The following is a 21,267-nucleotide window of genomic DNA, read 5'->3' on the forward strand; positions in this document are numbered from 1 at the left end:
ACCGGCGCCCTCCCGACCCGACTATGGACCGGGAGGGCGCCGGAGACCGCGCAGTCCGTTCCTTAGGAAGCGGACTTCTCGGCGTCCAGCTTCTTCACGACGTCGACCAGCGTCTTCACCGCGTCGACGGAGTTCTGGAACATCGCCTTCTCTTCGTCGTTCAGCTCGATCTCGATGATCTTCTCGACGCCGCCGGCGCCGATGATCACGGGAACGCCGACGTAGAGGTCGTCCTGGCCATACTGGCCGCTCAGGTGGGCGGCGACCGGGAGGACGCGCTTCTGGTCCTTCAGGTAGGACTCGGCCATCTGGATGGCGGAAGCGGCCGGGGCGTAGAAGGCCGAACCGGTCTTCAGCAGCTTGACGATCTCGGCACCGCCGTCACGGGTGCGCTGAACGATGGCGTCCAGCTTCTCCTGCGTGGTCCAGCCCATCTTGACCAGATCGGGCAGCGGGATGCCGGCGACGGTGGAGTAGCGCACCAGCGGGACCATCGTGTCGCCGTGGCCGCCCAGCACGAAGGCGGTGACGTCCTCGACCGAGACGTTGAACTCCTCGGCCAGGAAGTAGCGGAAGCGGGCCGAGTCGAGCACGCCGGCCATGCCGACCACGCGCTCCGGCGGCAGGCCGGAGGCCTGCTGCAGCACCCACACCATCACGTCGAGCGGGTTGGTGATGACGATGACGAAGGCGTTGGGGGCGTACTTGCCGATGGCCTCGCCGACGGTCTTGCAGACGCCGCTGTTGATGCCGATCAGGTCGTCGCGGCTCATGCCCGGCTTGCGCGGGATGCCGGCGGTGACGATCACGACGTCGGCGCCCTCGATGATCGAGTAGTCGTTGCCGCCGGTCAGGCTGGCGTTGAAGCCCTCGACCGGGGAGGTTTCGGCGAGATCCAGCGCCTTGCCGGCCGGCATGCCTTCGGCGATGTCGAACAGGACGACGTCGCCCAGTTCCTTCTGAGCAGCGAGCAGAGCCAGCGTGCCGCCGATTTGGCCGGCACCGACGAGCGCAATCTTCTTGCGAGCCATGGAGCGTTCCCTAAAACGTTTGAGCGTCCCCCATTCAGCGGGAGACTAGAACCGTTGGTCATTCTAACGTCTTAGGGATCCAGCGCCCCGAGATTTCGGAAGCGTAGGTAGCGCGTTTTGTCGCGGAGGGCAAGCCCGACCGCAAGCGGGGCATTGCAGCTTTGCGTCGCACCCCCGATGATCCTTTCCAAAGACTGGTCCGTTCGGCTTTATACGTATGGTTCGCGTCCGGTCCTTACCTTGTTCGAAGATGGTCGAAGGAGAGCGCTGATGGCCAAGCTCGTGGCCCGTTTCATTCCCGGTCCGGCCCTGTCGCTGGCGCTGGTCGCCGGCATCGCCGGTATCTCGGCTGCCGGTGGCGCCCAGGCCCAGACGGTCGGCGATTACGGCGCCGCCATCGCCGCCGCCCCGATCACCGACGCGGCGGCCGAGGCCAGCGTCGCCTATTGCCAGCCGCTGACCAACTACGTCTACACCTCGATCCCCGCCGACCAGCGGTCGAACTGGGTGCTGCCGCTGGTGACGCTCGAAGGGTCGCAGTCGGCGGAGATGGTGGCCAAGCGCGAGGCCTGCCTGAAGGTCCGCCAGCAGGCGCTGATCGCCTTCGACGCCGGCACCGGCGAGCAGATCGTCACCCCGGCCGAGGCGATGGAAGGCCCGACCGACCGCGGCCCCTATTACAAGGAGGTCTCGCCCGACACCCCGATCCCGCAGACCGGCCGCGCCACGCCGCGCCAGCCGATGCCGCGCGGGGGCGTGCAGTAAGGTTGCCGAGGGGCTTGATGCACTTGCCCCCACCCTAACCCTCCCCCGCTGGGCGGGGAGGGAATCAACGCTCACCGGCACGATCAAGCTTACGGCCCGATGCCGTAGCGTTCCAGATGCCGGGCCATCTCGGCGGGGGAGAGCGGGAAGCCGCTGCCCTGCCGGGCGTTCAGCATGGCGCGCGGGTGGATGCCGGCCGCACGCGCCTGGATCTGCATGGCGCAACGCATCGACAGGCCGGCGCGCCAGACCAGCGCCGTCACCGCCTGCGGATCGTGGGCGTCCAGGATCAGGTCCACCACCTCCGGCGCCACGCGGGCGCGCAAGGTCAGCGCCGCCTTCACGAATCCGGTCTCGTTCCACGACATCGCGTCGCCCAGCGCGGTCTCGTCCAGCTTGCCCAGCCGGTGCAGGCGGACGGCGCGGCGTTCCGGCGGCTCGGCCGATTCGGGGGCTTCGGCCCAGTCGATGCGGCGGCGGGTGGCGGCGGCGATCTCCGCCACCGTGGCGTCGTCGAAATCGGGGCGTCGGCGCAGATGCTCCACCACCGCCAGATCGACGAAATCGGCCAGCCGCAGAGCCAGCCGGCGGGGCAGGGCGGGGCGGCGGGCCAGCTTCTCCCGCCAGTAGGGATGATGGGCGGACTGTTCCACCAGCGATTCGAGCGTCGGTTCGGCGATCACCGCCCCGCTGTTGTCCAGCAGGATGCCGGTCGCCTCGGCATGGCCGCTGCCGGCGATGGCGTCGGACAGGGCGGCACCGATGCTGTGGCGCCGCGCGATGGCCGACAGCGCCCAGCCGGCAGGGGCCGCCGCGACGATGTCCAGCAGATCCTCGTCGCTGAGGGCGGCGCAGCAGCGCAGCACCGGCTCGGCCACCGATTGCTCGACGTCGCGGGCCAGCGTCGCCACCACCGACGGGGGCGCGCAGGCGATGTCCTTGATCGCGGTCGCCAGAGCTTCGCGGACGCGGACGATGTGGTCGCGGGCCAGCTGTTCCAGGGCGCGGATCGCCACGGTGCTGACGGTGTCGGCCCCGCCCGGCGGCAGGTCGGGCAGCAGGCGGCAGAGCTTGTGCGCCAGCGTGGAGCGCACGTCGGCATCGCCCATGCCCGCCAGCCGCGACTCGACCAGCACGTCGCCCACCCGGCGGGCGACGCTGCGGCCGGGCCGGGCGGGAAGGGGGCGGGGGGCGGCGTGTCGTCCGGCGAATCGGCGAACAGATAGTCCATCAGCTCGGGCGCGACGCCGCCGTCCGTCTCCGGCGGGAGATCGGCGGACGGGCGGGATGGGGAGCGCCGGGCTGTCACCGGACTGGGAACCTTCGGGTTGGGCCGCCGCTCGGAGGACGCGAGGGCGGAGAGGGGAGCATCCACGCTATCGAAGCGCGGCCCCGGTTAACGGGTTCCTAATATGGCTACGGCCGAGCCCGTGACATCCTGCGCAATCATCCCGACAAGGCGCTCCGGGGAGTGGACAGCCCCTGCGGCGGTCGTCAGCAACCGCAGATCAGCATGTCCAGGGCAGCCGTGATGGCGGTGTCGTGGGCGATCAGCGAGCAGACCGGCTGCCCGAGTTCGGACAAGGGAACGACGCCGGAAAACTGGGTCACCATCACAACGGTCTCGCCCCCGATGTCGAATATCGGGTTCAGCCTGCGCGCCGGCTGCGGAGCGGCGGACTGGGGGAGCAGCGGCGCCACGAATCGCGTGTTCAGGCCGCTCAGGATGTCGGCTGCAGTTCCAACAGGTAGCCGGGGCCGTCCTGCCGCCGGTGGACATCGAACTTTGCCATCGGCCGGGCGATCAGTAGGGGCGGTGCTTGGACAATGGAAGTCCGTGGGCTTCGACATAGGCGTTCGACGACTGGATCGCCGCGCGGCTTTCTTCGAGCCATCGCTGGGCCTCGATGTCCGAAATCTGCAATTCCAGCCCCCGCTCGCAGGCACTGGAGACATCGACGCCCAGTGCTTCGGCCCGGTCGAGCAGATCGGCCCGCAGGGACAGGTTCGTCGGGCGCTTGGTGATGCCGGTCACCATGTGCGGACGTGCCGTTGGCATCGGAAGCTCCGTCGAAGATGCGCAGGCAGTATGCGCCGATCCACGTATTCTTCAAGCAAGGCCGGCTTCAGGAAGATTGGCGGTCCGCGGCGGTCGTCCTCCCGGCGAAACACAAAAAAAGGGCCGCAGCCCATGCGGGCGCGGCCTTTAGTCTAGGGAGGAAACGCACTGCAAAATGCAGTAACGAGACGGAGTGTACGGCTATGGCCGTGTTAGCGGTACCACGGTTTTCGAATTGGTGCGGTGCGACATCCGCATAGCGCGGTATGGAATAAGGCTTGGTTCGCACAGCGGATGGGCGGAAAGGCAAGCTTCTGCTCATTCTGTGAGCAGAGCCCATGTCGCGGGGCAGACGAACGATCGATTTCGAAAACGATAACTTTCGCAACGGTTCGCAAACGAAAAAGGGAGCGCCCTTCGACGCTCCCTTTCCATCGCTATGGAAAACCGGCCGGATCAGGCCGCCAGCTTCTCGCGGATCAGCGCCTTGGTCTCGTCGATGCCGTAGAGCTGGATGAAGGAGCCCATGCGCGGGCCGGTGGTCTGGCCCAGCAGCACCTCGTACAGCGCCTGGAACCAGGCCCGCAGTTCGGTGAAGCCGTGCTCCTTGCCGACGGCGAACACCTCGTTCTGGATGGCGTCGGCGCGGGCGTCGGCCGGCAGGGTGTCGAGCTTGGCCAGCAGGTCCTGCAGGGCGGCGCGCTCCGCGTCGGTGGGGGCGCGGAACTGCTTGGTCGGCTTCACCTGATCCTGGTAGTAGCGCACGGCATAGCCGACGAGGCTGTCCAGGAAGGGGCTGTTCTCCGGCGTGGCGTCGGGCGCGTAGCGGCGGATGAAGCCCCACATGGCGTCCTTGGTCTCGGCGTTGGCGGCGCCGGCCAGATTGAGCAGCAGGTTGAACGACACGTCGGACCGCACCGCCGGCGGCTTGCCGTTGTGGATGTGCCAGGCCGGGTTCTCCAGCTTCTTCGCCGGCTCCTCGCCATGGACCTTGTCGACGAAGGTCAGATATTCGTCGACAGCGCGCGGGATGACGTCGAAATACAGGCGCTTGGCCGACTTCGGCTTCTGGAACATGTAGAGGGCGAGGCTCTCCTGCGGGGCGTAGGCCAGCCATTCCTCCATGGTCAGGCCGTTGCCCTTCGACTTGGAGATCTTCTGGCCCTTGTCGTCCAGGAACAGCTCGTAATTGAAGCCTTCCGGCGGGGTGCCGCCGAGGATCTTGCAGATCTTGCCGGCGAGATCGGCCGACGGGATCAGGTCCTTGCCGTACATCTCGTAATCGACGCCCAGTCCGAACCAGCGCATGCCCCAGTCGGGCTTCCACTGCAGCTTCACATGGCCGCCGGTGACCGGGAGTTCGACCTTCTTCCCGTCCTCGTCCTCGAAGACGATGGTGCCGGCATCGACGTTGCGCTCCAGCATCGGCACCTGGAGGACCCGGCCGGTGGAGGGGGAGACCGGCAGGAAGGGGCTGTAGGTCGCCTGACGCTCCGCACCCAGGGTGGGCAGCATCACCGCCATCACCTCGTCGTAATGGCGCAGGATGCCGAGCAGCGCCTGATCGAAGCGGCCCGACTTGTACCAGTCGGTGGAGGACTGGAACTCGTACTCGAAGCCGAAGCTGTCGAGGAAGGCGCGCAGCCGGGCGTTGTTGTGGGCGCCGAAGCTGTCATGGGTGCCGAAGGGATCGGGCACCTGGGTCAGCGGCTTGCCGAGATTGGCCGCCACCATCTCCTTGTTGGGGATGTTGTCGGGGACCTTGCGCAGCCCGTCCATGTCGTCCGAGAAGCAGAACAGCTTGGTCGGAATGTCGCTCATGGTCTGGAAGGCGTGGCGCACCATGCTGGTACGCGCCACCTCGCCGAAGGTGCCGAGATGCGGCAGGCCCGACGGGCCATAGCCGGTCTCGAACAGGACATAGCCTTTGGCGGGCGGCGCTTTCGCGAAGCGCGCGACCAGTTTGCGCGCCTCCTCGAACGGCCATGCCTTCGCCTGCAACGCCAGATCCCGTTCGCCGGTCATCGTCGGACCCTTTCGAAACCACATAGATAGAGTTGGGAATGAGGGCAAAGACCCTAGGGCCCGCCGGGCGTGGCGTCAACCGTGGGTGTCTCGCGTGGGGCAGGTTCGGCGGGCGATTGCCTGAAGGCCAAGTCGGTTCATCGCAGGCACCGGTGAACACGGATTTCACGGATTTGGACACGGATTTCACAAATCGACTGTGCCGGAGACGCGGCCCATCCGTATTGAGCGGGCTGAACCGGGTAGCTCCGCGAAATCCGGGTACAATCCGTGAAATCCGTGTCGATTCTTGCCAGCTCCGGCCGCTAGTCGCGTTCAAGCGATTGCCATGGCGCGATTGGCGCCCTCTTGCGGCGCCCCGTCGCCCGGTCCATCCTGCGCCGCCCGCGGGATCGGCTTTGCGGGAGCTGTCGGGGCGTTGCACGTCGATGAGTTGGCTGTATCTGGCGGTGGCGATCCTGTTCGAGATCGTCGGCACCTCTGCGATGAAGATGTCGGACGGGATGACGCGGCTCGGCCCCGCCGCGGTGGTGGTGCTGTGCTACGGCGTCGCCTTCGTCCTGCTGGCCAAGGCGCTGCGCACCATCGAGGTCGGCATCGCCTATGCCATCTGGTCGGCGGCGGGCACGGCTGCCATCGCCGCCATCGGCGTCTTCGTGTTCGGCGAATCGCTGACCGTGATGAAGGTGGTCGGCATCGCCCTGATCGTCGCCGGGGTCGTCAGCCTGCACATGGCGAGCGGCACGGCTTGACGCGAATAGTTAGGCGTTGACCTAAGTTTTGTCCGCCGGTAGGGTGCCGTCATGGATGCGGCACTCGACATGACGTTCCGCGCGCTGGCGGACCCGACGCGCAGGGCGGTTATTCAGGCGCTTGGGCGCGGACCGGCGTCGGTCGGCGATCTTGCGAAACCCTTCGACATGGCTCTGCCGAGCTTTCTCCAGCACCTGAGGATGCTGGAGGACAGCGGACTGGTCGAGACGCGGAAGGTCGGACGGGTGCGCACCTGCACGCTGAAGCCGGAGGCGCTGGCGGCCGCGGAAAGCTGGCTGGACGCCCAGCGGAGCCTGTGGACCAAGCGGCTCGACCAACTGGACAGCCTGGTGCTGGACCTGAACAAACGGGAGGACGGGACACCATGACCGCTTACACCCCAGCGGCTTTCGATCCGCAACTCGACCTTGAGCTGAAGCGCGAGGTCGCGGTTCCGCCGGCCCTGGTCTGGCGAGCCTGGACCGAACCGGAGCTTCTGATGAAGTGGTTCACGCCGGCGCCGTGGCGGACCACGGCCTGCGAGATCGACCTGCGGCCCGGCGGCAAGTTCCGCACGGTGATGGAGGGGCCGAACGGCGAGAGGAACGACAGCACCGGCTGCTTCCTTGCCGTGGAGCCCGAACGGCTGCTGGTCTTCACCGACGCGCTGGGTCCGGGGTTCCGCCCCACCGGCGGCGGTTTCATGACGGCGTCGGTCACCATCGAGCCGACGGCCGGCGGCACGCTCTACACCGCCGTCGCCTTCCACAAGGACGAAGCGGCGAAGACGCAGCATGAGGAGATGGGATTCCACCACGGGTGGGGTGCCGCGCTCGACCAGCTCGTCGTGCTGGCGAAGAGCCTGTAAAGGGCCGGTTCAGACCCCGACCTTGAACGGGTTCACCTGCCGGGCGGCGCGCTCCACCGCCTCGGCGGGGCCGGGGCGGCCGAGGAAATAGCCCTGGGCGACGTCGCAGTCCATCTGACGCAGCGCCGCCAGCGTTTCGGCATCCTCCACGCCTTCCGCCACGGCGGTCAGGTTCAGGCCGTGAGCCAACTGGATGACGGCGGCGGTGATCTTGGCGCTGTCGTGGTTGCTGGTGAGGTCGGCGACGAAGCTGCGGTCGATCTTCAGCTTGTCCACCGCCAGGCGGCCGATATAGGACAGGTTGGAATAGCCGGTGCCGAAATCGTCGATCGACACCTGCACGCCCATCGCCTTGATCCGGCGCAAATTGTCCATCACCAGATCGGTGTTCTGGATCAGCATCGATTCGGTCAGCTCCAGCTCCAGCAGCAGCGGGTCCAGCCCGCTGTCGGCCAGCGCCCCGGTCACCGTGCCGACAAGGTCGCTGCGCTGGAGCTGCAGGGCCGACAGGTTGACCGCCACCGACAGCGACAGGCCGCGGGCCTGCCATGCCGCCGCCTGCCGGCAGGCTTCCGCCAGCACCCAGGCGCCGATCGGCACGATCAGGCCGCTGTCCTCGGCGATGGGGATGAAGGCGCCGGGCGGGACCATGCCCTTTTCGGGGTGGTTCCAGCGCAGCAGGGCCTCCGCGCCGATGACGGCGCCGGTCTCCAGGCTGACCTGCGGCTGGTAATGGACCAGGAACTCGCCCCGCTCCAGCGCGCGGCGCAGGCCGCTTCGGGTGGACAGATGGGCCACCGCCTCGGCGTTCATGTCCTCGGCATAGAAGCGGTGGGTGTCGCGGCCGGCGGCCTTGGCGTGGTGCAGGGCGGTGTCGGCGTTCTTCAGGAGCGTGGCGAAATCCTTGCCGTCGGCCGGCGCCAGCGCCACGCCGGAGGACAGGGTGACGGTCAGCTCGTGCCCGTCGATCTGGAAGGGGGGCGCCATGGTCTCGTGCAGGGAGGCGACCGTCTCCACCACCGCGTCGGCGTCGGGCAGGCCGGACAGCAGCAGGATGAACTCGTCGCCGCCGCTGCGGCTGACCGTGTCGGTCTCGCGCACCGCGGCCTTCAGCCGCTCCGCCGTGGCGCGCAGCAGGGCGTCGCCCACGGCGTGGCCCAGGCTGTCGTTCACCGTCTTGAAGCGGTCGAGCCCGCAGGCGACCAGCGCCACCAGCCGGCCGTTGCGCTCCGCCCGCGCCAGCGCCTGTTCGGTGCGGTCCTGCAGCAGCAGCCGGTTGGGCAGCAGGGTCAGCACGTCGTGGCGCGCCAGATACTCCACCCGCTCCTGCGCGGCCTTGCGCTCGGTGATATCGCGGGCGACGACCAGCAGGCGGCGGTCGTTGCCGTCCACCGTGGCGCGCCGCATGCTGACCTCCACCCAGAACAGGGTGCCGTCCAGCCGGCGGGCATGCCATTCGAACAACTGCGGCTCGCCGCCGGCCGCCTTGCGGATCCAGGCCGCCGCCTCGGCGCGCGTGTAGGGCGGCAGGCCCGAGCTGATCATCCCCACGGTGACGGTCGAGAGCGGCATGTCGCCGATCTGGTACATCTCCGCCATGCGGCGGTTGATCTCCAGGATGGCGCCGCTGTCGAGGTCGAGGATGAAGATGGCGTCGGTGACGCTGTCGAAGATGGTGCGGACGCGCTCCTCGCTGGCGGTCAGGGCGGCGACCGCGGTGCGCAGGCTTTCCGTCTTGCTTTCCACCTGCCGGCGCAGCAGCAGCCCCCAGACCAGCGCGCCGATGCCCAGCACGACGAGGCCCGCCAGCAGCTTGAGCAGCAGGTCGATCATCCCGGGGCTGACCCCGCCGAGGCTGCGGCCGACCCAGCGCTGCTCGATCGCCTTGCGCTCCTCCGGGGTGATGCGGGCGAAGCCGTCGGAGATCATGCGGTGGAGCGCCGTCTCGCCCTTGCGGACCGCCCAGTGCAACTCGCCGGTGTAGAGCGGGTCGGTGTAGCGGAAGCGCCCCTGAACCCCGCGCTTGGTCATGTAATAGTTGGCGGATGGGTCGTCCATGCAGAAGACCCGCGTCTCCTGCCGGGCGGCGGCGTCCACCATCACCTCGAAGCCGGGATAGCGCTGGAAGGCGGTGATGCCCTGGTCGGTCAGCCATTCGACGCAGAAATCGCCGTCCTTGACCCCGACGGTGAAGGCGCGCAGCGACTCGACCCCGGTGATCCCGCTGAGGTCGCTGCTGAACCAGATCGGCACATCGACGCGGGCGTAGGGGGTGGAGAAGTCGTAGAGCGCGTCGCGCGCATCGTTGCGGAAGATGGTCTCGATGACGTCGGCCGCACCGGTGTCGATCGCCTGCCGTGCCAGATTCCAGTCGCGGGGCATCATGCGCACCGCGATGCCGGTCTTCTGCGACCACAGCGCCCACAGGTCCTTCACGATGCCGACATGGGTGCCGTCGGCGTTGCGGAAGCTGTAGGGCGGGTAATTGTCGTCCAGCGTCACCCGGACCTCCGCCGGGCGCGATTCCGCATCGGGCGCCGGCACGGTGGTGGCGGGCGGCGGCAAGGTGATCGCCGCCACCGGGCCGCCGGCCAGGATGGGCAGCAGCAGGACGGCAAGCAGCCGCAGGGCGGCACGGCCGCCGGCAAGACACCGGTCCCCGAAGGGCCGGCCCGCAGATCGTCCATGACGGGCGGTCCGCGGAACGAGGCTCATCCTCGGATACCGGCTCGGATGGAGGGCGGGAAGCGGTGGACGGGCATTGACATCGCTCTGGCCGGGGCATCGTGGCGATGGCGGAACCGCGCGCCCTCATCCGGCCGCCACCGTCCCGCCACCGTCATCTCGCCAGAGAGGGTAGCCCGTTCGCCCAGCATCGGCAACGGGGGTTCTTTCCACGCCGTGACAAACACCCGTTTTGAGGGAGGGCGACGTCAGGGGGAGCGGTCGGGCGAGGGATCGGCGGAAGAGGCGCCCTTGGACTGGGCGCGCAGGGCGTCGCGGATCTCCTCCAGCAGCTGTTCCTGCCGCGGCGGGGTCTTCGGCGTTTCCTTGTGCAGGATGTGCAGCCGGTTGACCTGCCGGACGATCATGAACAGGGCGCCGGAGACGATCAGGAAATTGATGCAGGCGTTGATGAAGCGGCCGTAATTGATGGTGGCCGCACCCGACGCCTCGGCGGCCTGCAGGGAGTCGTAATGGCCCCCCGACAGGCTGAAGAAGTAGTTGGAGAAATCGATGCCACCCATGATCCAGCCGATCGGCGGCATCAGGATGTCCTTGACCAGGGAATTGACGATCCCGGTGAAGGCCGCACCGATGATGATGCCGACCGCCAGCTCCACGACATTGCCGCGGCTGATGAATTTCTTGAATTCTTCGAACATGGCGTCCCGTTTCTCCGTGGTCACCGAGGGGAAACGGGGTAGGGAGGGGTTGGTTTCAAAAAGCCCCCTCTCCCCCCGGGGAGAGGGCCGGGGTGAGGGGGGCACAGAGTGGATTCGCTAGGGAGCGGGGAGTGCGCGATGCTTGAAGATCCTTCTCGCGCATCCCCCTCACCCTAACCCTCTCCCCGGGGGGAGAGGGGATGATATCACCCCTTACGCCATGCGACCGTGGCAGTGCTTGAACTTCTTGCCCGACCCGCAGGGGCAGGCGGCGTTGCGCGGGGTGTTTTCCATCACCTCGGGCGGCAGCGGCTGGTCTTCCGGCGTGCCGGCGAGCGAGGAGGCGCGGACCATGCCGTCGGGCAGGGCTTCACCGTCACCCGCCCCCATGGCGGCCATCGCCAGCGCCGGGTCGGTGCGACCCTCGTGCATCTCCTGCATCTGGCGGGCGAACAGCTCCTCCTGCGACGGGGCCATGCGGATTTCGACATGCATCAGGATGGTGGTGACCTGCTCGCGCAGGGTCATCAGCATCGTGTCGAACAGCTCGAAGGCCTCGCGCTTGTACTCGTTCAGCGGGTCCTTCTGGGCATAGGCGCGCAGGTTGATGCCCTGGCGGAGATGGTCGAGCTGGAGCAGGTGATCCTTCCATTCCTGGTCCAGGATCTGGAGCAGGATGCTCTTCTCCACATGCCGCATCGTCTCGGCGCCGTAGGCCTCCTCCTTCTCCGCATATTTGCGGTCGGCGGCCTCGCGCACGCGCTCCTCGATCTCCGGCTCGGCGATGCCCTCTTCCTTGGCCCACTCGTGGACCGGCAGGTCCATGCCCAGCACGCGGTTCACCCCCTCGTGCAGGCCGTCGATGTCCCACTGCTCGGAGTAGCTGTTGGCCGGAATGGCGGTCGACACCATGTTGGCGATGATCTGGTGGCGCATCTCGCGGATTTCCTCCGCGATGTCGGCGCTCTCCATCACCTCGTGGCGCTGCTCGTAGACGACCTTGCGCTGGTCGTTCATGACGTTGTCGAACTTCAGCAGGTTCTTGCGGACCTCGAAGTGATGCGCCTCGACCTTCTGCTGCGCCTTTTCCAGAGCCTTGTTGATCCAGGGATGGATGATCGCCTCGCCCTCCTTCAGGCCGAGACGCTGCAGCATGCTGTCCATCCGCTCCGACCCGAAGATGCGCATCAGGTCGTCTTCCAGCGACAGGAAGAACTTGGAGGTGCCGGGGTCGCCCTGACGGCCGGAACGGCCGCGCAGCTGGTTGTCGATGCGGCGGCTTTCATGGCGCTCGGTGCCGACGACATAGAGGCCGCCGGCCTCCTTCACCTTCTCGCGCGCCTCGGCCACCTCGGCCTCGATCTGCTTGATGCGGGCCTCGCGCTCCGGCCCTTCCGGAACGTCGGCCAGCTCGACCGCGACGCGCATCTGGACGTTGCCGCCCAGCTGGATGTCGGTGCCGCGGCCGGCCATGTTGGTGGCGACGGTCACCGCCCCGGCGCGGCCGGCCTGGGCCACGATGTAGGCTTCCTGCTCGTGGTGGCGGGCGTTCAGGACGTTGTGCGGGATGCCGCGCTTGGTCAGCAGATCCGCCAACAGCTCCGACTTCTCGATCGAGGTGGTGCCGACCAGCACCGGCTGGCCGCGCTTGCGCGCGTCCTCGATCAGGTCGATCATCGCGTGGTATTTCTCGGTCGCGGTGCGATAGACCTCGTCGTCATGGTCGATGCGCTTGACCGGGACGTTGGTCGGGATGTCGACCACTTCCAGCCCGTAGATCTCGCCGAACTCCGCCGCCTCGGTCAGGGCGGTGCCGGTCATGCCGGCCAGCTTCGGGTAGATGCGGAAATAGTTCTGGAAGGTGATGGAGGCCAGCGTCTGGTTCTCGCGCTGGATCGTCACCTTCTCCTTGGCTTCCAGCGCCTGGTGCAGGCCCTCGGAGAAGCGGCGGCCTTCCATCATGCGGCCGGTGAACTCGTCGATGATGACGACCTTGTCGTCCTTGACGATGTAGTCCTTGTCGCGCTGGAACAGCATGTGGGCGCGCAGCGCCTGCTGCGAATGGTGGACCAGCGCCACGTTCTGGATGTCGTAGAGCCCGCCCGACTTCAGCAGCCCGGCCTCGCCCAGCAGCTGCTCCATATGCTCCTGGCCGGCTTCGGTGAAGCTGACGGTGCGGTGCTTCTCGTCCTTCTCGTAATCCTCGGGCACCAGCATCGGGATCAGCCGGTCGACCTGGACATACATCTCAGACGAATCGGTGGAGGGGCCGGAGATGATGAGCGGCGTGCGCGCCTCGTCGATCAGGATCGAGTCGACCTCGTCGACGATGGCGTAGTTGAAGGGCCGCTGGACCAGTTCCTCCAGCCGGAACTTCATGTTGTCGCGCAGATAGTCGAAGCCGAACTCGTTGTTCGTGCCGTAGGTGATGTCGGCGGCATAGGCGGCGCGGCGCTCGTCGTCGTCCAGCCCGTGGACGATGCAGCCGGTGGTCAGGCCGAGGAAGCCGTAGACCCGGGCCATCCAGCCGCTGTCGCGCGAGGCGAGATAGTCGTTCACGGTGACGACGTGGACGCCCTTGCCTTCCAGCGCGTTCAGGTAGACGGCCAGCGTGGCGACCAGGGTCTTGCCTTCGCCGGTGCGCATTTCCGCGATCTTGCCGCTGTGCAGCACCATGCCGCCCATCAGCTGGACGTCGAAATGGCGCTGGCCCAGCACGCGCTTGGCCGCCTCGCGCACGGTGGCGAAGGCGTCGGGCAGGATGTCGTCCAGCGTCTCGCCCTTGGCCAGCCGGTCGCGCAGCCAGTCGGTGCGACCCTTCAGCTGGTCGTCGGACAGCGCCGCGACCGACGGCTCCAGCGCGTTGATCTGAGCCACGGTCTTGTGCAGCGCCTTGACCGCGCGCGTGTTGGCGGTGCCGAAAATCTTGCGGGCGAGAGCGCCGAACATGAAAACCTCGGGAGTAAAGCGGAATGCGGGCCAGTCTATCGACGGGTCTCACATAGGACTATGGCAAGGCCCTGTCAACGAGACCGGGCAGGCGGAGCACCCCTGCGGCATCATCGATGCCCCCGCCCGGCCCATCGCTGCCATGACGGAACGATGAAATCGCATCCAGAATGCGGGACGGCTGCTGACGGAAGGGGGCGGGGCTGGTATTGCCGGTGGCGGGGCACAGGTGGTTGGAGGGGGCATGGCCGCCGAATCCCCGGCGCAATCCCCAGCGGGCCCCTTGCCCCGCGCGGGCTAGCCATGCTTAATCCCCTGCGGAATCGGGCGCGGAGCGGCGGATGGCTCCGATGCCGCAGGCCATGCGAACCCGGGCTCCGACCCATCGGCCGCCCTCTTGTTGCGAAGCATCCGCCGGAAGGAAACAGACACGCCATGGTTCAACGAGTGTTCCGCACCGCGCTCCTGTCGGTTGCCGCCTGTGGCATCGCGCTGGCCGCCAATGCCCAGACGCCGGCTCCCGCCACCCCCGCGCCGGCTGCCCCGGCCCCGGCGGCCTCCGCTCCGGCCACGCCTGCCGCTCCGGCCGATCCGGTGGTCGCCCGCGTCAACGGCGAGGAGCTGCACAAGTCGGACGTCACCCGCATGGTCTCGCAGCTGCCGCCGCAGGTGCAGCAGATGCCGATCGAGATGATCTATCCGGCGGTCATCGACCAGCTGGTCAGCGGCAAGCTGGTCGCCTCGGCCGGCTACAAGGCCGGTCTGGCCGATTCGGCCGAGGTCAAGGACGAGATCAAGCGCGCCGAGGAGCGCGCGGTGCAGCGCGCCTACATCCAGAAGGAGATCAAGGCCCGCATCACCCCCGACGCGATGCAGAAGGCCTATCAGGACTTCCTGAAGGAGAACCCGGCGCAGGAGGAGGTCAAGGCCGCCCACATCCTGGTCGAGAAGGAAGACGAGGCCAAGGCCATCATCGCCCAGCTGAAGAAGGGCGGCGATTTCGCCAAGCTGGCCAAGGAGAAGTCCAAGGACGCCGCCGCGGCGGCTCAGGGCGGCGACCTTGGCTACTTCACCAAGGACGCGATGGTCGAGCCCTTCGCCAACGCCGCCTTCGCCATGAAGCCGGGCGAGATCAGCAAGGAGCCGGTCAAGACCCAGTTCGGCTACCACATCATCAAGGTCGAGGATAAGCGCACCCAGCCGCAGCCGACGCTCGACGAGGTGAAGCCGCAGCTGGAGCAGACGCTGTCGAAGGACATCGTCACCGCGCTGGTCGAGGAACTGCGCGGCAAGGCGAAGATCGAGACCTTCCAGCTCGACGGCTCGCCGATGCCGAAGGAAGAGCCGGCCGCCGCCCCGGCCCCGGCCGCTCCCGCCGCTCCGGCGGAGCCGGCGAAGAAGTAAGCGGACGGGGGCGTATTGCCCCCACCCTAACCCTCCCCCGCTGGGCGGGGAGGGGACTGCCGCCGCTCTTCCGCATCAGCGCCTACTCCCTCCCCCGCCCAGCTCTCGCACAAAGCTCCGCTTTGTGCTGACGCGGCAGGCGGACCGGAGGTCCGCTGAGAGCGGGGAGGGTCGGGGTGGGGGCAAGAGTCCGCGCTCCGACAAGCAACAATCACCACACCACCACTCCCCACCACGGGAATCCCCTCCATGGCCACGACCCTCTCCCCCTTGGCTCCCGCCAGCTTCCCGACGTTGCCGCCCATCGCGGGCGTGCGCATCGCCACGGCGAACAGCGGCATCCGATACAAGGGCCGCGACGATCTGCTGCTGGCCGTGCTGGATCCCGGCACCAGCGTGGCGGGCGTGCTGACCCGGTCGCTGACCTGCTCGGCCCCGGTGATCTGGTGCCGCGACAGCCTGCCCAAGGGCTCGGCCCGCGCCGTGGTGGTGAATGCCGGCAATGCCAACGCCTTCACCGGCAAGGCGGGCGACGCCACCGTTCAGGCGACCGTCAGCGCCGCCGCCGAACTGGCGGGCTGCGCCCCTGACGAGGTCTACATCGCGTCCACCGGCGTGATCGGCATCCCGTTGGCCGCCGACGCCATCGGCAAGTGCCTGGCGCCGATGGCGCCGACCCTCGCCGCCGACTCCGCCGCGTGGGAGAAGGCCGCCCGCGCCATCATGACCACCGACACCTTCCCGAAGGGCGCCGTTCGCACCGCGACCATCGGCGGCACGACGGTGACCATCGCCGGCTTCGCCAAGGGTTCCGGCATGATCGCGCCGGACATGGCGACGATGCTGGGCTTCGTCTTCACCGACGCCGCCATCGCCGCCACCGCGCTGCAGGACATGCTGTCGGAATTCACCGAGCGCACCTTCAACGCCATCACGGTGGACGGCGACACCTCGACCAGCGACACGCTGCTGCTGTTCGCCACCGGCAAGGCCGGCAACGCCCCGGTGTCGAGCGCTGACGCCGCCGAACTGGCGGAATTCCGCGCCGCTCTGGAGGATCTGCTGCTCGATCTGGCGCTGCAGGTGGTGCGCGACGGCGAAGGGGCGACCAAGTTCATCGCCATCACCGTGCGCGGCGCCGACAGCGACGCCGCCGCCAAGCGCATCGGCATGACTGTGGCGAACTCGCCGCTGGTCAAGACCGCGGTGGCCGGCGAGGACGCCAACTGGGGCCGCATCGTCGCCGCCATTGGCCGCGCCGGTGAGCGCGCCGACCGCGATCTGATCAAGATCACCGTGGGCGGCACCCTGATCTGCGCCGACGGGATGGAAGTCCCCGGCTATGACGAGACGCCGGTCGCCAATCACATGAAGGGCAAGGAGATCGACATCGACATCGACCTGGGCCTGGGCAAGGGCACGGCGAAGGTGTGGACCTGCGACCTGACGCACGGCTACATCGACATCAACGGCAGCTATCGGAGCTGACGATTTGACAGGCAGCGGAGGAGCGGAGTCCTGGCCCGACTGCGTGGCGACGCCGCGACTGCTGCTCCGCGCCTTCCGGCATGAGGACGTGCCGGATTTCGTGCCGCTGATCGGCGATTGGGAGGTCGCGCGCTGGCTTGCCCGGGTCCCGCACCCTTACACGGCTGCCGATGGCCATGGGTGGGTGGAGCTGGCTGCGCAAGGACGGAACGACCGTGCCGCCTTCAACCTGCTGGCGGTGCGGACCGAAGACGGCCCTCCGCTCGGCGGCATCGGGTTGCAGCTGGATCGGGACCGGCCTGACAGTGCAGAGATCGGCTATTGGGTCGGTACGCCGTATCGGCGCGCCGGCTACGGGCTGGAAATGGTGACCGCCATGCTGGGAGCCGGCTTCGATCTGCTTGGCCTGTCCCTGGTCTGGGCGACGGCCGATCCCGACAACCGGCCGTCCCAGTCCCTGCTGCTCAAGGCCGGTTTCCGGCAGCAGGGCCAGCGCAGGTGTGACTTTCCCGCCCAGGGGCGAAGCGTGCTGGCGCCATACTTCGAAATCACCGCCGCCGACTGGCTGGCCCGCCGAGAAGGTTCCGCATGACCGCCTGTTTCGATCCCAGCTCCACCCCCGCCCCCGGTTCGCTGCCGGTGCTGCTGGTCGTTGCGGTGGCGCTCGTCGATGCCGACGGGCGCGTGCTGCTGGCCCAGCGTCCGCCCGGCAAGTCGCTGGCCGGCCTGTGGGAGTTCCCCGGCGGCAAGGTGCATGCCGACGAGACCCCGGAAGCCGCCCTGGTGCGCGAACTGAAGGAGGAGCTGGGCATCGACACGGCGGCCAGCTGCCTCGCCCCCTTCACCTTCGCGTCCCACAGCTACGAGAGCTTCCATCTGCTGATGCCGCTCTATGTCTGCCGGGTGTGGGAGGGCGACGTGAGGCCGCAGGAAGGGCAGAAACTCGCCTGGGTCTACCCGAACCGGATGGGCGACTACCCGATGCCGCCGGCCGACGTGCCGCTGGTGGCGATGCTGCGGGATCTGCTGTAGGGGCCAATACCGCGCGTTGAAAATCGGGCCGCGCGGCTGTATATTTTTCGGAGGTGGCCGGCGGGTGTTCCCGCACCCGCCGGCATGCTCCCGGTGCTTAGCGACGGATCAGGCGGATTTCGATCCGCCATCGCCGCCACTGGAGCACCAGGAAGAAGGGCATCTTCTTCATGCCAGCTTCCTCTCTGAAACGGCGGATGGCCTATTCCATCCGCCGTTTTCAGTTTACACGCGGACGATGAGCGGATGCCACCTTTTCACACCAATGTGTGGTGGAGCCGGCGAGGGTCCGACCTTTGTTCCCGGGTGTGGCCCTTTGCGGCTTTGCCCCGGGGGCGATCTGTGCCACATGATGGGGCGTTGAGACGACAAGCCGGATCTCCGGCACCACTTTCCTGAACCGCATCGGCGTGGATTCGTTGTTTTCCTACAGCAACCGGGATGCGTCGGACGATGCCCCCGGTCAACGGCCGGCCACGGCGCTCGAGGCGCTGCGGACGGTGTTCGGCTACGACTCCTTCCGCGGCCAGCAGGCCGACATCATCGACCATGTGGTGCGCGGCGGCGACGCGCTGGTGCTGATGCCGACCGGCGGCGGCAAGTCGCTGTGCTACCAGATCCCGGCCCTGGTGCGCGACGGCGTGACGGTGGTGGTCTCGCCCCTGATCGCCCTGATGCGCGACCAGGTGACGGCGTTGCGGGAGCTTGGCGTGCGCGCCGCCTTCCTCAACTCCTCCCTCGGGCCGGCGGAGGCGCGGGAGGTGGAGCGGGCGATGGTGCAGGGCGAGATCGACCTCGTCTATGTCGCGCCCGAACGGCTGGTGACGCCGCGCTTCCTCGACCTGCTCGACCGGACGAAGCTGGCGCTGTTCGCGCTGGACGAGGCGCATTGCGTGTCGCAGTGGGGGCATGACTTTCGCCCCGAATATCTGCAGCTGTCGATCCTGCACGAACGCCATCCGATGGTGCCGCGCATCGCGCTGACCGCCACCGCCGACGTTCAGACCCGCGCCGAGATCAAGGACAAGCTGGGGCTGTCAGAGGCTCGCGTCTTCCTGTCCAGCTTCGACCGGCCCAACATCACCTACCGCGTGGTGCCGAAGAAGAGCGAGCGCCAGCAGATGCTGGCCTTCCTGCGCGAGAACCACCCGGAAGACGCCGGCATCGTCTATTGCATGTCGCGCAACAAGGTGGAGGAGGTCGCCGCCTGGCTGAACCAACAGGGACGCGAGGCTCTGCCCTACCATGCCGGGCTGCCGGCCGACGTGCGCGAGGCCAACCAGGACCGCTTCATCAAGAGCGAGGGTCTGGTGATGGTCGCCACGGTGGCCTTCGGCATGGGCATCGACAAGCCCAACGTCCGCTTCGTCTGCCACCTCGACCCGCCCAAGAGCCTGGAAGCCTATTACCAGGAAACCGGCCGCGCCGGCCGCGACGGGCTGCCCGCCAACGCCTGGATGGCCTATGGCATGGCCGACGTGGTGATGCTGCGCCAGATGCTGGAGCAGTCGGAGGCCGGCGACAGCCACCGCCGGGTGGAGCGCGGCAAGCTGGAGGCCCTGCTGGGCTTCTGCGAGACGCCGGACTGCCGCCGTCAGGTGCTGCTGAACTATTTCAACGAGACGCTGCCGGAGCCCTGCGGCAACTGCGACACCTGCCTGGACCCGGTCGAGACCTGGGACGGCACCATCGCGGCACAGAAGGCGCTGTCGGCGGTCTACCGCACCGGCCAGCGCTATGGCGCCGGCCACCTGATCGACGTGCTGGTCGGCAACGCTACCGAGAAGGTGGTGCAGCAGCAGCATGACCGGCTGAAGACCTTTGGCGTCGGCACCGACCTGTCGAAGGTCGAATGGCAGTCGGTCTACCGCCAACTGGTGGCGACCGGCATGCTGACCGTCGATCTCGAGGGCTATGGCGGCTTCCGCCTGACCGATGCCGGGGTTGCCGTCATCAAGGGCCAGCGGGTGGTGAAGCTGCGCAAGGACCCGGTGCTGGAGCGCCGCCGCGGCGTCCACGACGCCCTGCGCCGCCACACCGCGCGGGGCGGCTCCGTCGGCGGTGGTGCGAGCGGGGAGGGCGTATCGCGCTCCGGCGCCCGCGGCGCGCTGTCTGCCGCCGACGACGCGCTGTGGCATGCGCTGAAGGACTGCCGGACGGCGCTGGCGAAGGCGCAGAGCGTGCCGCCCTATGTGATCTTCCACGACAGCACGCTGCTGGAGATGGTGGCCCAGCGCCCGCAAGACCATGCCGCCTTCGCCCACCTGCCGGGGGTCGGCGGCCGCAAGCTGGAGCGCTACGCCGATGCCTTCCTGGAGGTGATCCGGCAGCACGGGTGAGGCTTTCGGGTGCATGGCAGGCTTGAGAGCGGGCGGTCGATTTTTCCGAAATTCACCGCTTGCATCCCGTGAAGCACCTCGCTATGTTCCGCGCCACAACGACGCCGCAGTAGCTCAGGGGTAGAGCAACTGATTCGTAATCAGTAGGTCCGGGGTTCAAATCCCTGTTGCGGCACCAGTTTCTTCAAGGGCTCGGCAAGCAATTGCCGGGCCCTTGATCGTTTCAGGGCTGCTGCGATGTTGTCCGTTGCGGCGCTGGTCAATCGAGTGCTTGGCAGTTGCCGAAAACAATTCGGGCGCCGCATCCCCCGACACGGCGCCCGCCCCTCACTCCGCAATAACCCGCCGGCCTCACTCCACCGCATAAGGCGGCTTCGTATACCCCGCCGGCGAAAGGGTGAAGATCTCCGCGCCGTCGGCGGTCACGCCGATGGAATGCTCGAACTGGGCGGACAGCGACTTGTCCTTGGTCACTGCGGTCCAGCCGTCGCCCAGGATCTTCACGTCGGGGCGGCCGGTGTTGATCATCGGCTCGATGGTGAAGATCATGCCTTCCTTCAGGACCAGACCCTCGCCCGGCTTGCCGTAATGCAGGACAGAGGGCGGCTCGTGGAAGACGCGGCCGACGCCGTGGCCGCAGAAATCGCGGACCACCGAGAAACGGTGGGACTCGGCGAAGGTCTGGATGGCGTGGCCGATGTCGCCCAGCGTGGCGCCGGGCTTTACCGCGGCGATGCCGATCATCAGCGCGTCATAGGTGACGTCCACCAGCTTGCGCGCCTTCACGCCCACCTCGCCGCACAGATACATGCGGCTGCTGTCGCCGTACCAGCCGTCGACGATCGGCGTGACGTCGATGTTCAGGATGTCGCCGTCGACCAGCCGCTTGTCGCCGGGGATGCCGTGGCAGACGACATGGTTGACCGAGATGCAGTTGGCGCGCGGGAAGCCGCGATAGCCCAGCGGGGCGGGGATGCCGCCATGGTCGCGGATGAACTGCTCCAGCAGGCGGTCCAGCTCGCCGGTGGTGACGCCCGGCTGCACATAGGGGACGATGTAGTCCAGAGCCAGCGCAGCCAGCCGGCCGGCCTTGCGCATGCCTTCGAACCCCTCCGGACCATGAAGACGGACGCGGTTGGATTCGATGTGATCCTGTTCCAAGACGAAA

At 67.7% G+C, this 21,267-nt stretch carries 18 protein-coding genes and 1 tRNA gene; 10 read left to right on the plus strand and 9 right to left on the minus strand.

Annotated elements, in window-relative coordinates:
- Positions 1–62 precede the first annotated feature (62 nt).
- Positions 63–1,031, minus strand: a complete 969-nt coding sequence (mdh, locus tag AB8P05_RS10830) for a malate dehydrogenase (RefSeq protein ID WP_111065468.1) — start codon at positions 1,029–1,031, stop codon at positions 63–65.
- A gap of 270 nt (positions 1,032–1,301) precedes the next feature.
- Here mdh and AB8P05_RS10835 point away from each other — a divergent pair, with 270 nt between their 5' ends.
- Positions 1,302–1,796 carry a hypothetical protein gene (locus AB8P05_RS10835; protein WP_472757934.1) on the plus strand — a complete coding sequence of 165 codons (495 nt, stop codon included), beginning with the start codon at positions 1,302–1,304 and terminating at the stop codon, positions 1,794–1,796.
- Between the two features lie 89 nt (positions 1,797–1,885).
- On the opposite strand, the gene AB8P05_RS10840 is transcribed toward AB8P05_RS10835, so the two are convergent.
- The 4 genes from AB8P05_RS10840 to AB8P05_RS10855 all read right to left on the minus strand — a co-directional run bounded on the left by AB8P05_RS10840 (position 1,886) and on the right by AB8P05_RS10855 (position 5,880).
- Positions 1,886–2,932: a DUF2336 domain-containing protein gene (locus tag AB8P05_RS10840; RefSeq protein WP_472757935.1), complete on the minus strand. Its 1,047-nt coding sequence runs from the start codon at positions 2,930–2,932 to the stop codon at positions 1,886–1,888.
- 358 nt (positions 2,933–3,290) lie between these two features.
- Positions 3,291–3,497 carry a CcdB family protein gene (locus tag AB8P05_RS10845; protein ID WP_472757936.1) on the minus strand — a complete coding sequence of 69 codons (207 nt, stop codon included), beginning with the start codon at positions 3,495–3,497 and terminating at the stop codon, positions 3,291–3,293.
- Between the two features lie 103 nt (positions 3,498–3,600).
- Positions 3,601–3,855, minus strand: a complete 255-nt coding sequence (locus tag AB8P05_RS10850; RefSeq protein ID WP_472757937.1) for a type II toxin-antitoxin system CcdA family antitoxin — start codon at positions 3,853–3,855, stop codon at positions 3,601–3,603.
- 456 nt (positions 3,856–4,311) lie between these two features.
- Positions 4,312–5,880, minus strand: a complete 1,569-nt coding sequence (locus tag AB8P05_RS10855; protein WP_472757938.1) for a lysine--tRNA ligase — start codon at positions 5,878–5,880, stop codon at positions 4,312–4,314.
- A gap of 428 nt (positions 5,881–6,308) precedes the next feature.
- Between AB8P05_RS10855 and AB8P05_RS10860 the strand changes: the two genes are divergently transcribed.
- Genes AB8P05_RS10860 through AB8P05_RS10870 form a run of 3 tightly spaced genes read left to right on the plus strand, consistent with a single transcriptional unit; the run spans position 6,309 to position 7,501 of the window.
- Positions 6,309–6,632 carry a DMT family transporter gene (locus tag AB8P05_RS10860; protein WP_472757939.1) on the plus strand — a complete coding sequence of 108 codons (324 nt, stop codon included), beginning with the start codon at positions 6,309–6,311 and terminating at the stop codon, positions 6,630–6,632.
- 51 nt (positions 6,633–6,683) lie between these two features.
- Complete coding sequence (locus AB8P05_RS10865) at positions 6,684–7,022, plus strand: ArsR/SmtB family transcription factor (RefSeq protein ID WP_455170810.1); 339 nt, start codon at positions 6,684–6,686, stop codon at positions 7,020–7,022.
- Entirely contained in the window at positions 7,019–7,501 is a 483-nt protein-coding gene (locus AB8P05_RS10870) for an SRPBCC family protein (protein ID WP_472757940.1), read from the plus strand. The genes AB8P05_RS10865 and AB8P05_RS10870 overlap by 4 nt, the downstream gene beginning before the upstream one ends.
- A 9-nt stretch (positions 7,502–7,510) precedes the next feature.
- On the opposite strand, the gene AB8P05_RS10875 is transcribed toward AB8P05_RS10870, so the two are convergent.
- From AB8P05_RS10875 to secA, 3 genes are all read right to left on the minus strand, one after another.
- Positions 7,511–10,216, minus strand: a complete 2,706-nt coding sequence (locus AB8P05_RS10875) for an EAL domain-containing protein (RefSeq protein ID WP_472757941.1) — start codon at positions 10,214–10,216, stop codon at positions 7,511–7,513.
- Between the two features lie 218 nt (positions 10,217–10,434).
- Entirely contained in the window at positions 10,435–10,887 is a 453-nt protein-coding gene (mscL, locus tag AB8P05_RS10880; protein WP_472757942.1) for a large conductance mechanosensitive channel protein MscL, read from the minus strand.
- Between the two features lie 213 nt (positions 10,888–11,100).
- Positions 11,101–13,836 (minus strand): preprotein translocase subunit SecA, encoded by a 2,736-nt coding sequence (secA, locus tag AB8P05_RS10885; protein WP_472757943.1) that lies wholly within the window; start codon positions 13,834–13,836, stop codon positions 11,101–11,103.
- A 435-nt stretch (positions 13,837–14,271) separates the two neighbouring features.
- Here secA and AB8P05_RS10890 point away from each other — a divergent pair, with 435 nt between their 5' ends.
- The 6 genes from AB8P05_RS10890 to AB8P05_RS10915 all read left to right on the plus strand — a co-directional run bounded on the left by AB8P05_RS10890 (position 14,272) and on the right by AB8P05_RS10915 (position 20,277).
- On the plus strand, positions 14,272–15,240 hold the full coding sequence (locus tag AB8P05_RS10890; protein WP_455170815.1) for a peptidylprolyl isomerase: 969 nt from the start codon (positions 14,272–14,274) through the stop codon (positions 15,238–15,240).
- A gap of 249 nt (positions 15,241–15,489) precedes the next feature.
- A complete protein-coding gene (gene argJ / locus AB8P05_RS10895) occupies positions 15,490–16,728 on the plus strand; it encodes a bifunctional glutamate N-acetyltransferase/amino-acid acetyltransferase ArgJ (protein WP_472757944.1) in 1,239 nt (412 codons plus the stop codon).
- 43 nt (positions 16,729–16,771) lie between these two features.
- Positions 16,772–17,320 carry a GNAT family N-acetyltransferase gene (locus AB8P05_RS10900; protein ID WP_472757945.1) on the plus strand — a complete coding sequence of 183 codons (549 nt, stop codon included), beginning with the start codon at positions 16,772–16,774 and terminating at the stop codon, positions 17,318–17,320.
- Positions 17,317–17,760, plus strand: coding sequence for a (deoxy)nucleoside triphosphate pyrophosphohydrolase (locus tag AB8P05_RS10905; protein ID WP_472757946.1), 444 nt, complete (start codon positions 17,317–17,319; stop codon positions 17,758–17,760). Before AB8P05_RS10900 ends, AB8P05_RS10905 begins: the two co-directional genes overlap by 4 nt.
- 410 nt (positions 17,761–18,170) lie before the next feature.
- On the plus strand, positions 18,171–20,099 hold the full coding sequence (recQ, locus tag AB8P05_RS10910; protein ID WP_472757947.1) for a DNA helicase RecQ: 1,929 nt from the start codon (positions 18,171–18,173) through the stop codon (positions 20,097–20,099).
- 103 nt (positions 20,100–20,202) lie between these two features.
- A tRNA-Thr gene (locus AB8P05_RS10915) sits at positions 20,203–20,277 on the plus strand.
- Between the two features lie 173 nt (positions 20,278–20,450).
- Here the strand turns inward: AB8P05_RS10915 and map are convergent.
- Positions 20,451–21,260, minus strand: a complete 810-nt coding sequence (map, locus tag AB8P05_RS10920; protein ID WP_462620073.1) for a type I methionyl aminopeptidase — start codon at positions 21,258–21,260, stop codon at positions 20,451–20,453.
- Positions 21,261–21,267 lie beyond the last annotated feature (7 nt).

This window comes from Azospirillum sp. VT-I1 (assembly GCF_055698305.1).

What these genes read in the sequence shown, in the direction of transcription:
- mdh (WP_111065468.1), bottom strand. Translation starts at nt 1,031, where the DNA reads ATGGCTCGCAAGAAGATTGCGCTCGTCGGTGCCGGCCAAATCGGCGGC.
- AB8P05_RS10835 (WP_472757934.1), top strand. Translation starts at nt 1,302, where the DNA reads ATGGCCAAGCTCGTGGCCCGTTTCATTCCCGGTCCGGCCCTGTCGCTG.
- AB8P05_RS10850 (WP_472757937.1), bottom strand. Translation starts at nt 3,855, where the DNA reads ATGCCAACGGCACGTCCGCACATGGTGACCGGCATCACCAAGCGCCCG.
- AB8P05_RS10855 (WP_472757938.1), bottom strand. Translation starts at nt 5,880, where the DNA reads ATGACCGGCGAACGGGATCTGGCGTTGCAGGCGAAGGCATGGCCGTTC.
- AB8P05_RS10860 (WP_472757939.1), top strand. Translation starts at nt 6,309, where the DNA reads ATGAGTTGGCTGTATCTGGCGGTGGCGATCCTGTTCGAGATCGTCGGC.
- AB8P05_RS10865 (WP_455170810.1), top strand. Translation starts at nt 6,684, where the DNA reads ATGGATGCGGCACTCGACATGACGTTCCGCGCGCTGGCGGACCCGACG.
- AB8P05_RS10870 (WP_472757940.1), top strand. Translation starts at nt 7,019, where the DNA reads ATGACCGCTTACACCCCAGCGGCTTTCGATCCGCAACTCGACCTTGAG.
- AB8P05_RS10875 (WP_472757941.1), bottom strand. Translation starts at nt 10,216, where the DNA reads ATGAGCCTCGTTCCGCGGACCGCCCGTCATGGACGATCTGCGGGCCGG.
- mscL (WP_472757942.1), bottom strand. Translation starts at nt 10,887, where the DNA reads ATGTTCGAAGAATTCAAGAAATTCATCAGCCGCGGCAATGTCGTGGAG.
- secA (WP_472757943.1), bottom strand. Translation starts at nt 13,836, where the DNA reads ATGTTCGGCGCTCTCGCCCGCAAGATTTTCGGCACCGCCAACACGCGC.
- AB8P05_RS10890 (WP_455170815.1), top strand. Translation starts at nt 14,272, where the DNA reads ATGGTTCAACGAGTGTTCCGCACCGCGCTCCTGTCGGTTGCCGCCTGT.
- argJ (WP_472757944.1), top strand. Translation starts at nt 15,490, where the DNA reads ATGGCCACGACCCTCTCCCCCTTGGCTCCCGCCAGCTTCCCGACGTTG.
- AB8P05_RS10905 (WP_472757946.1), top strand. Translation starts at nt 17,317, where the DNA reads ATGACCGCCTGTTTCGATCCCAGCTCCACCCCCGCCCCCGGTTCGCTG.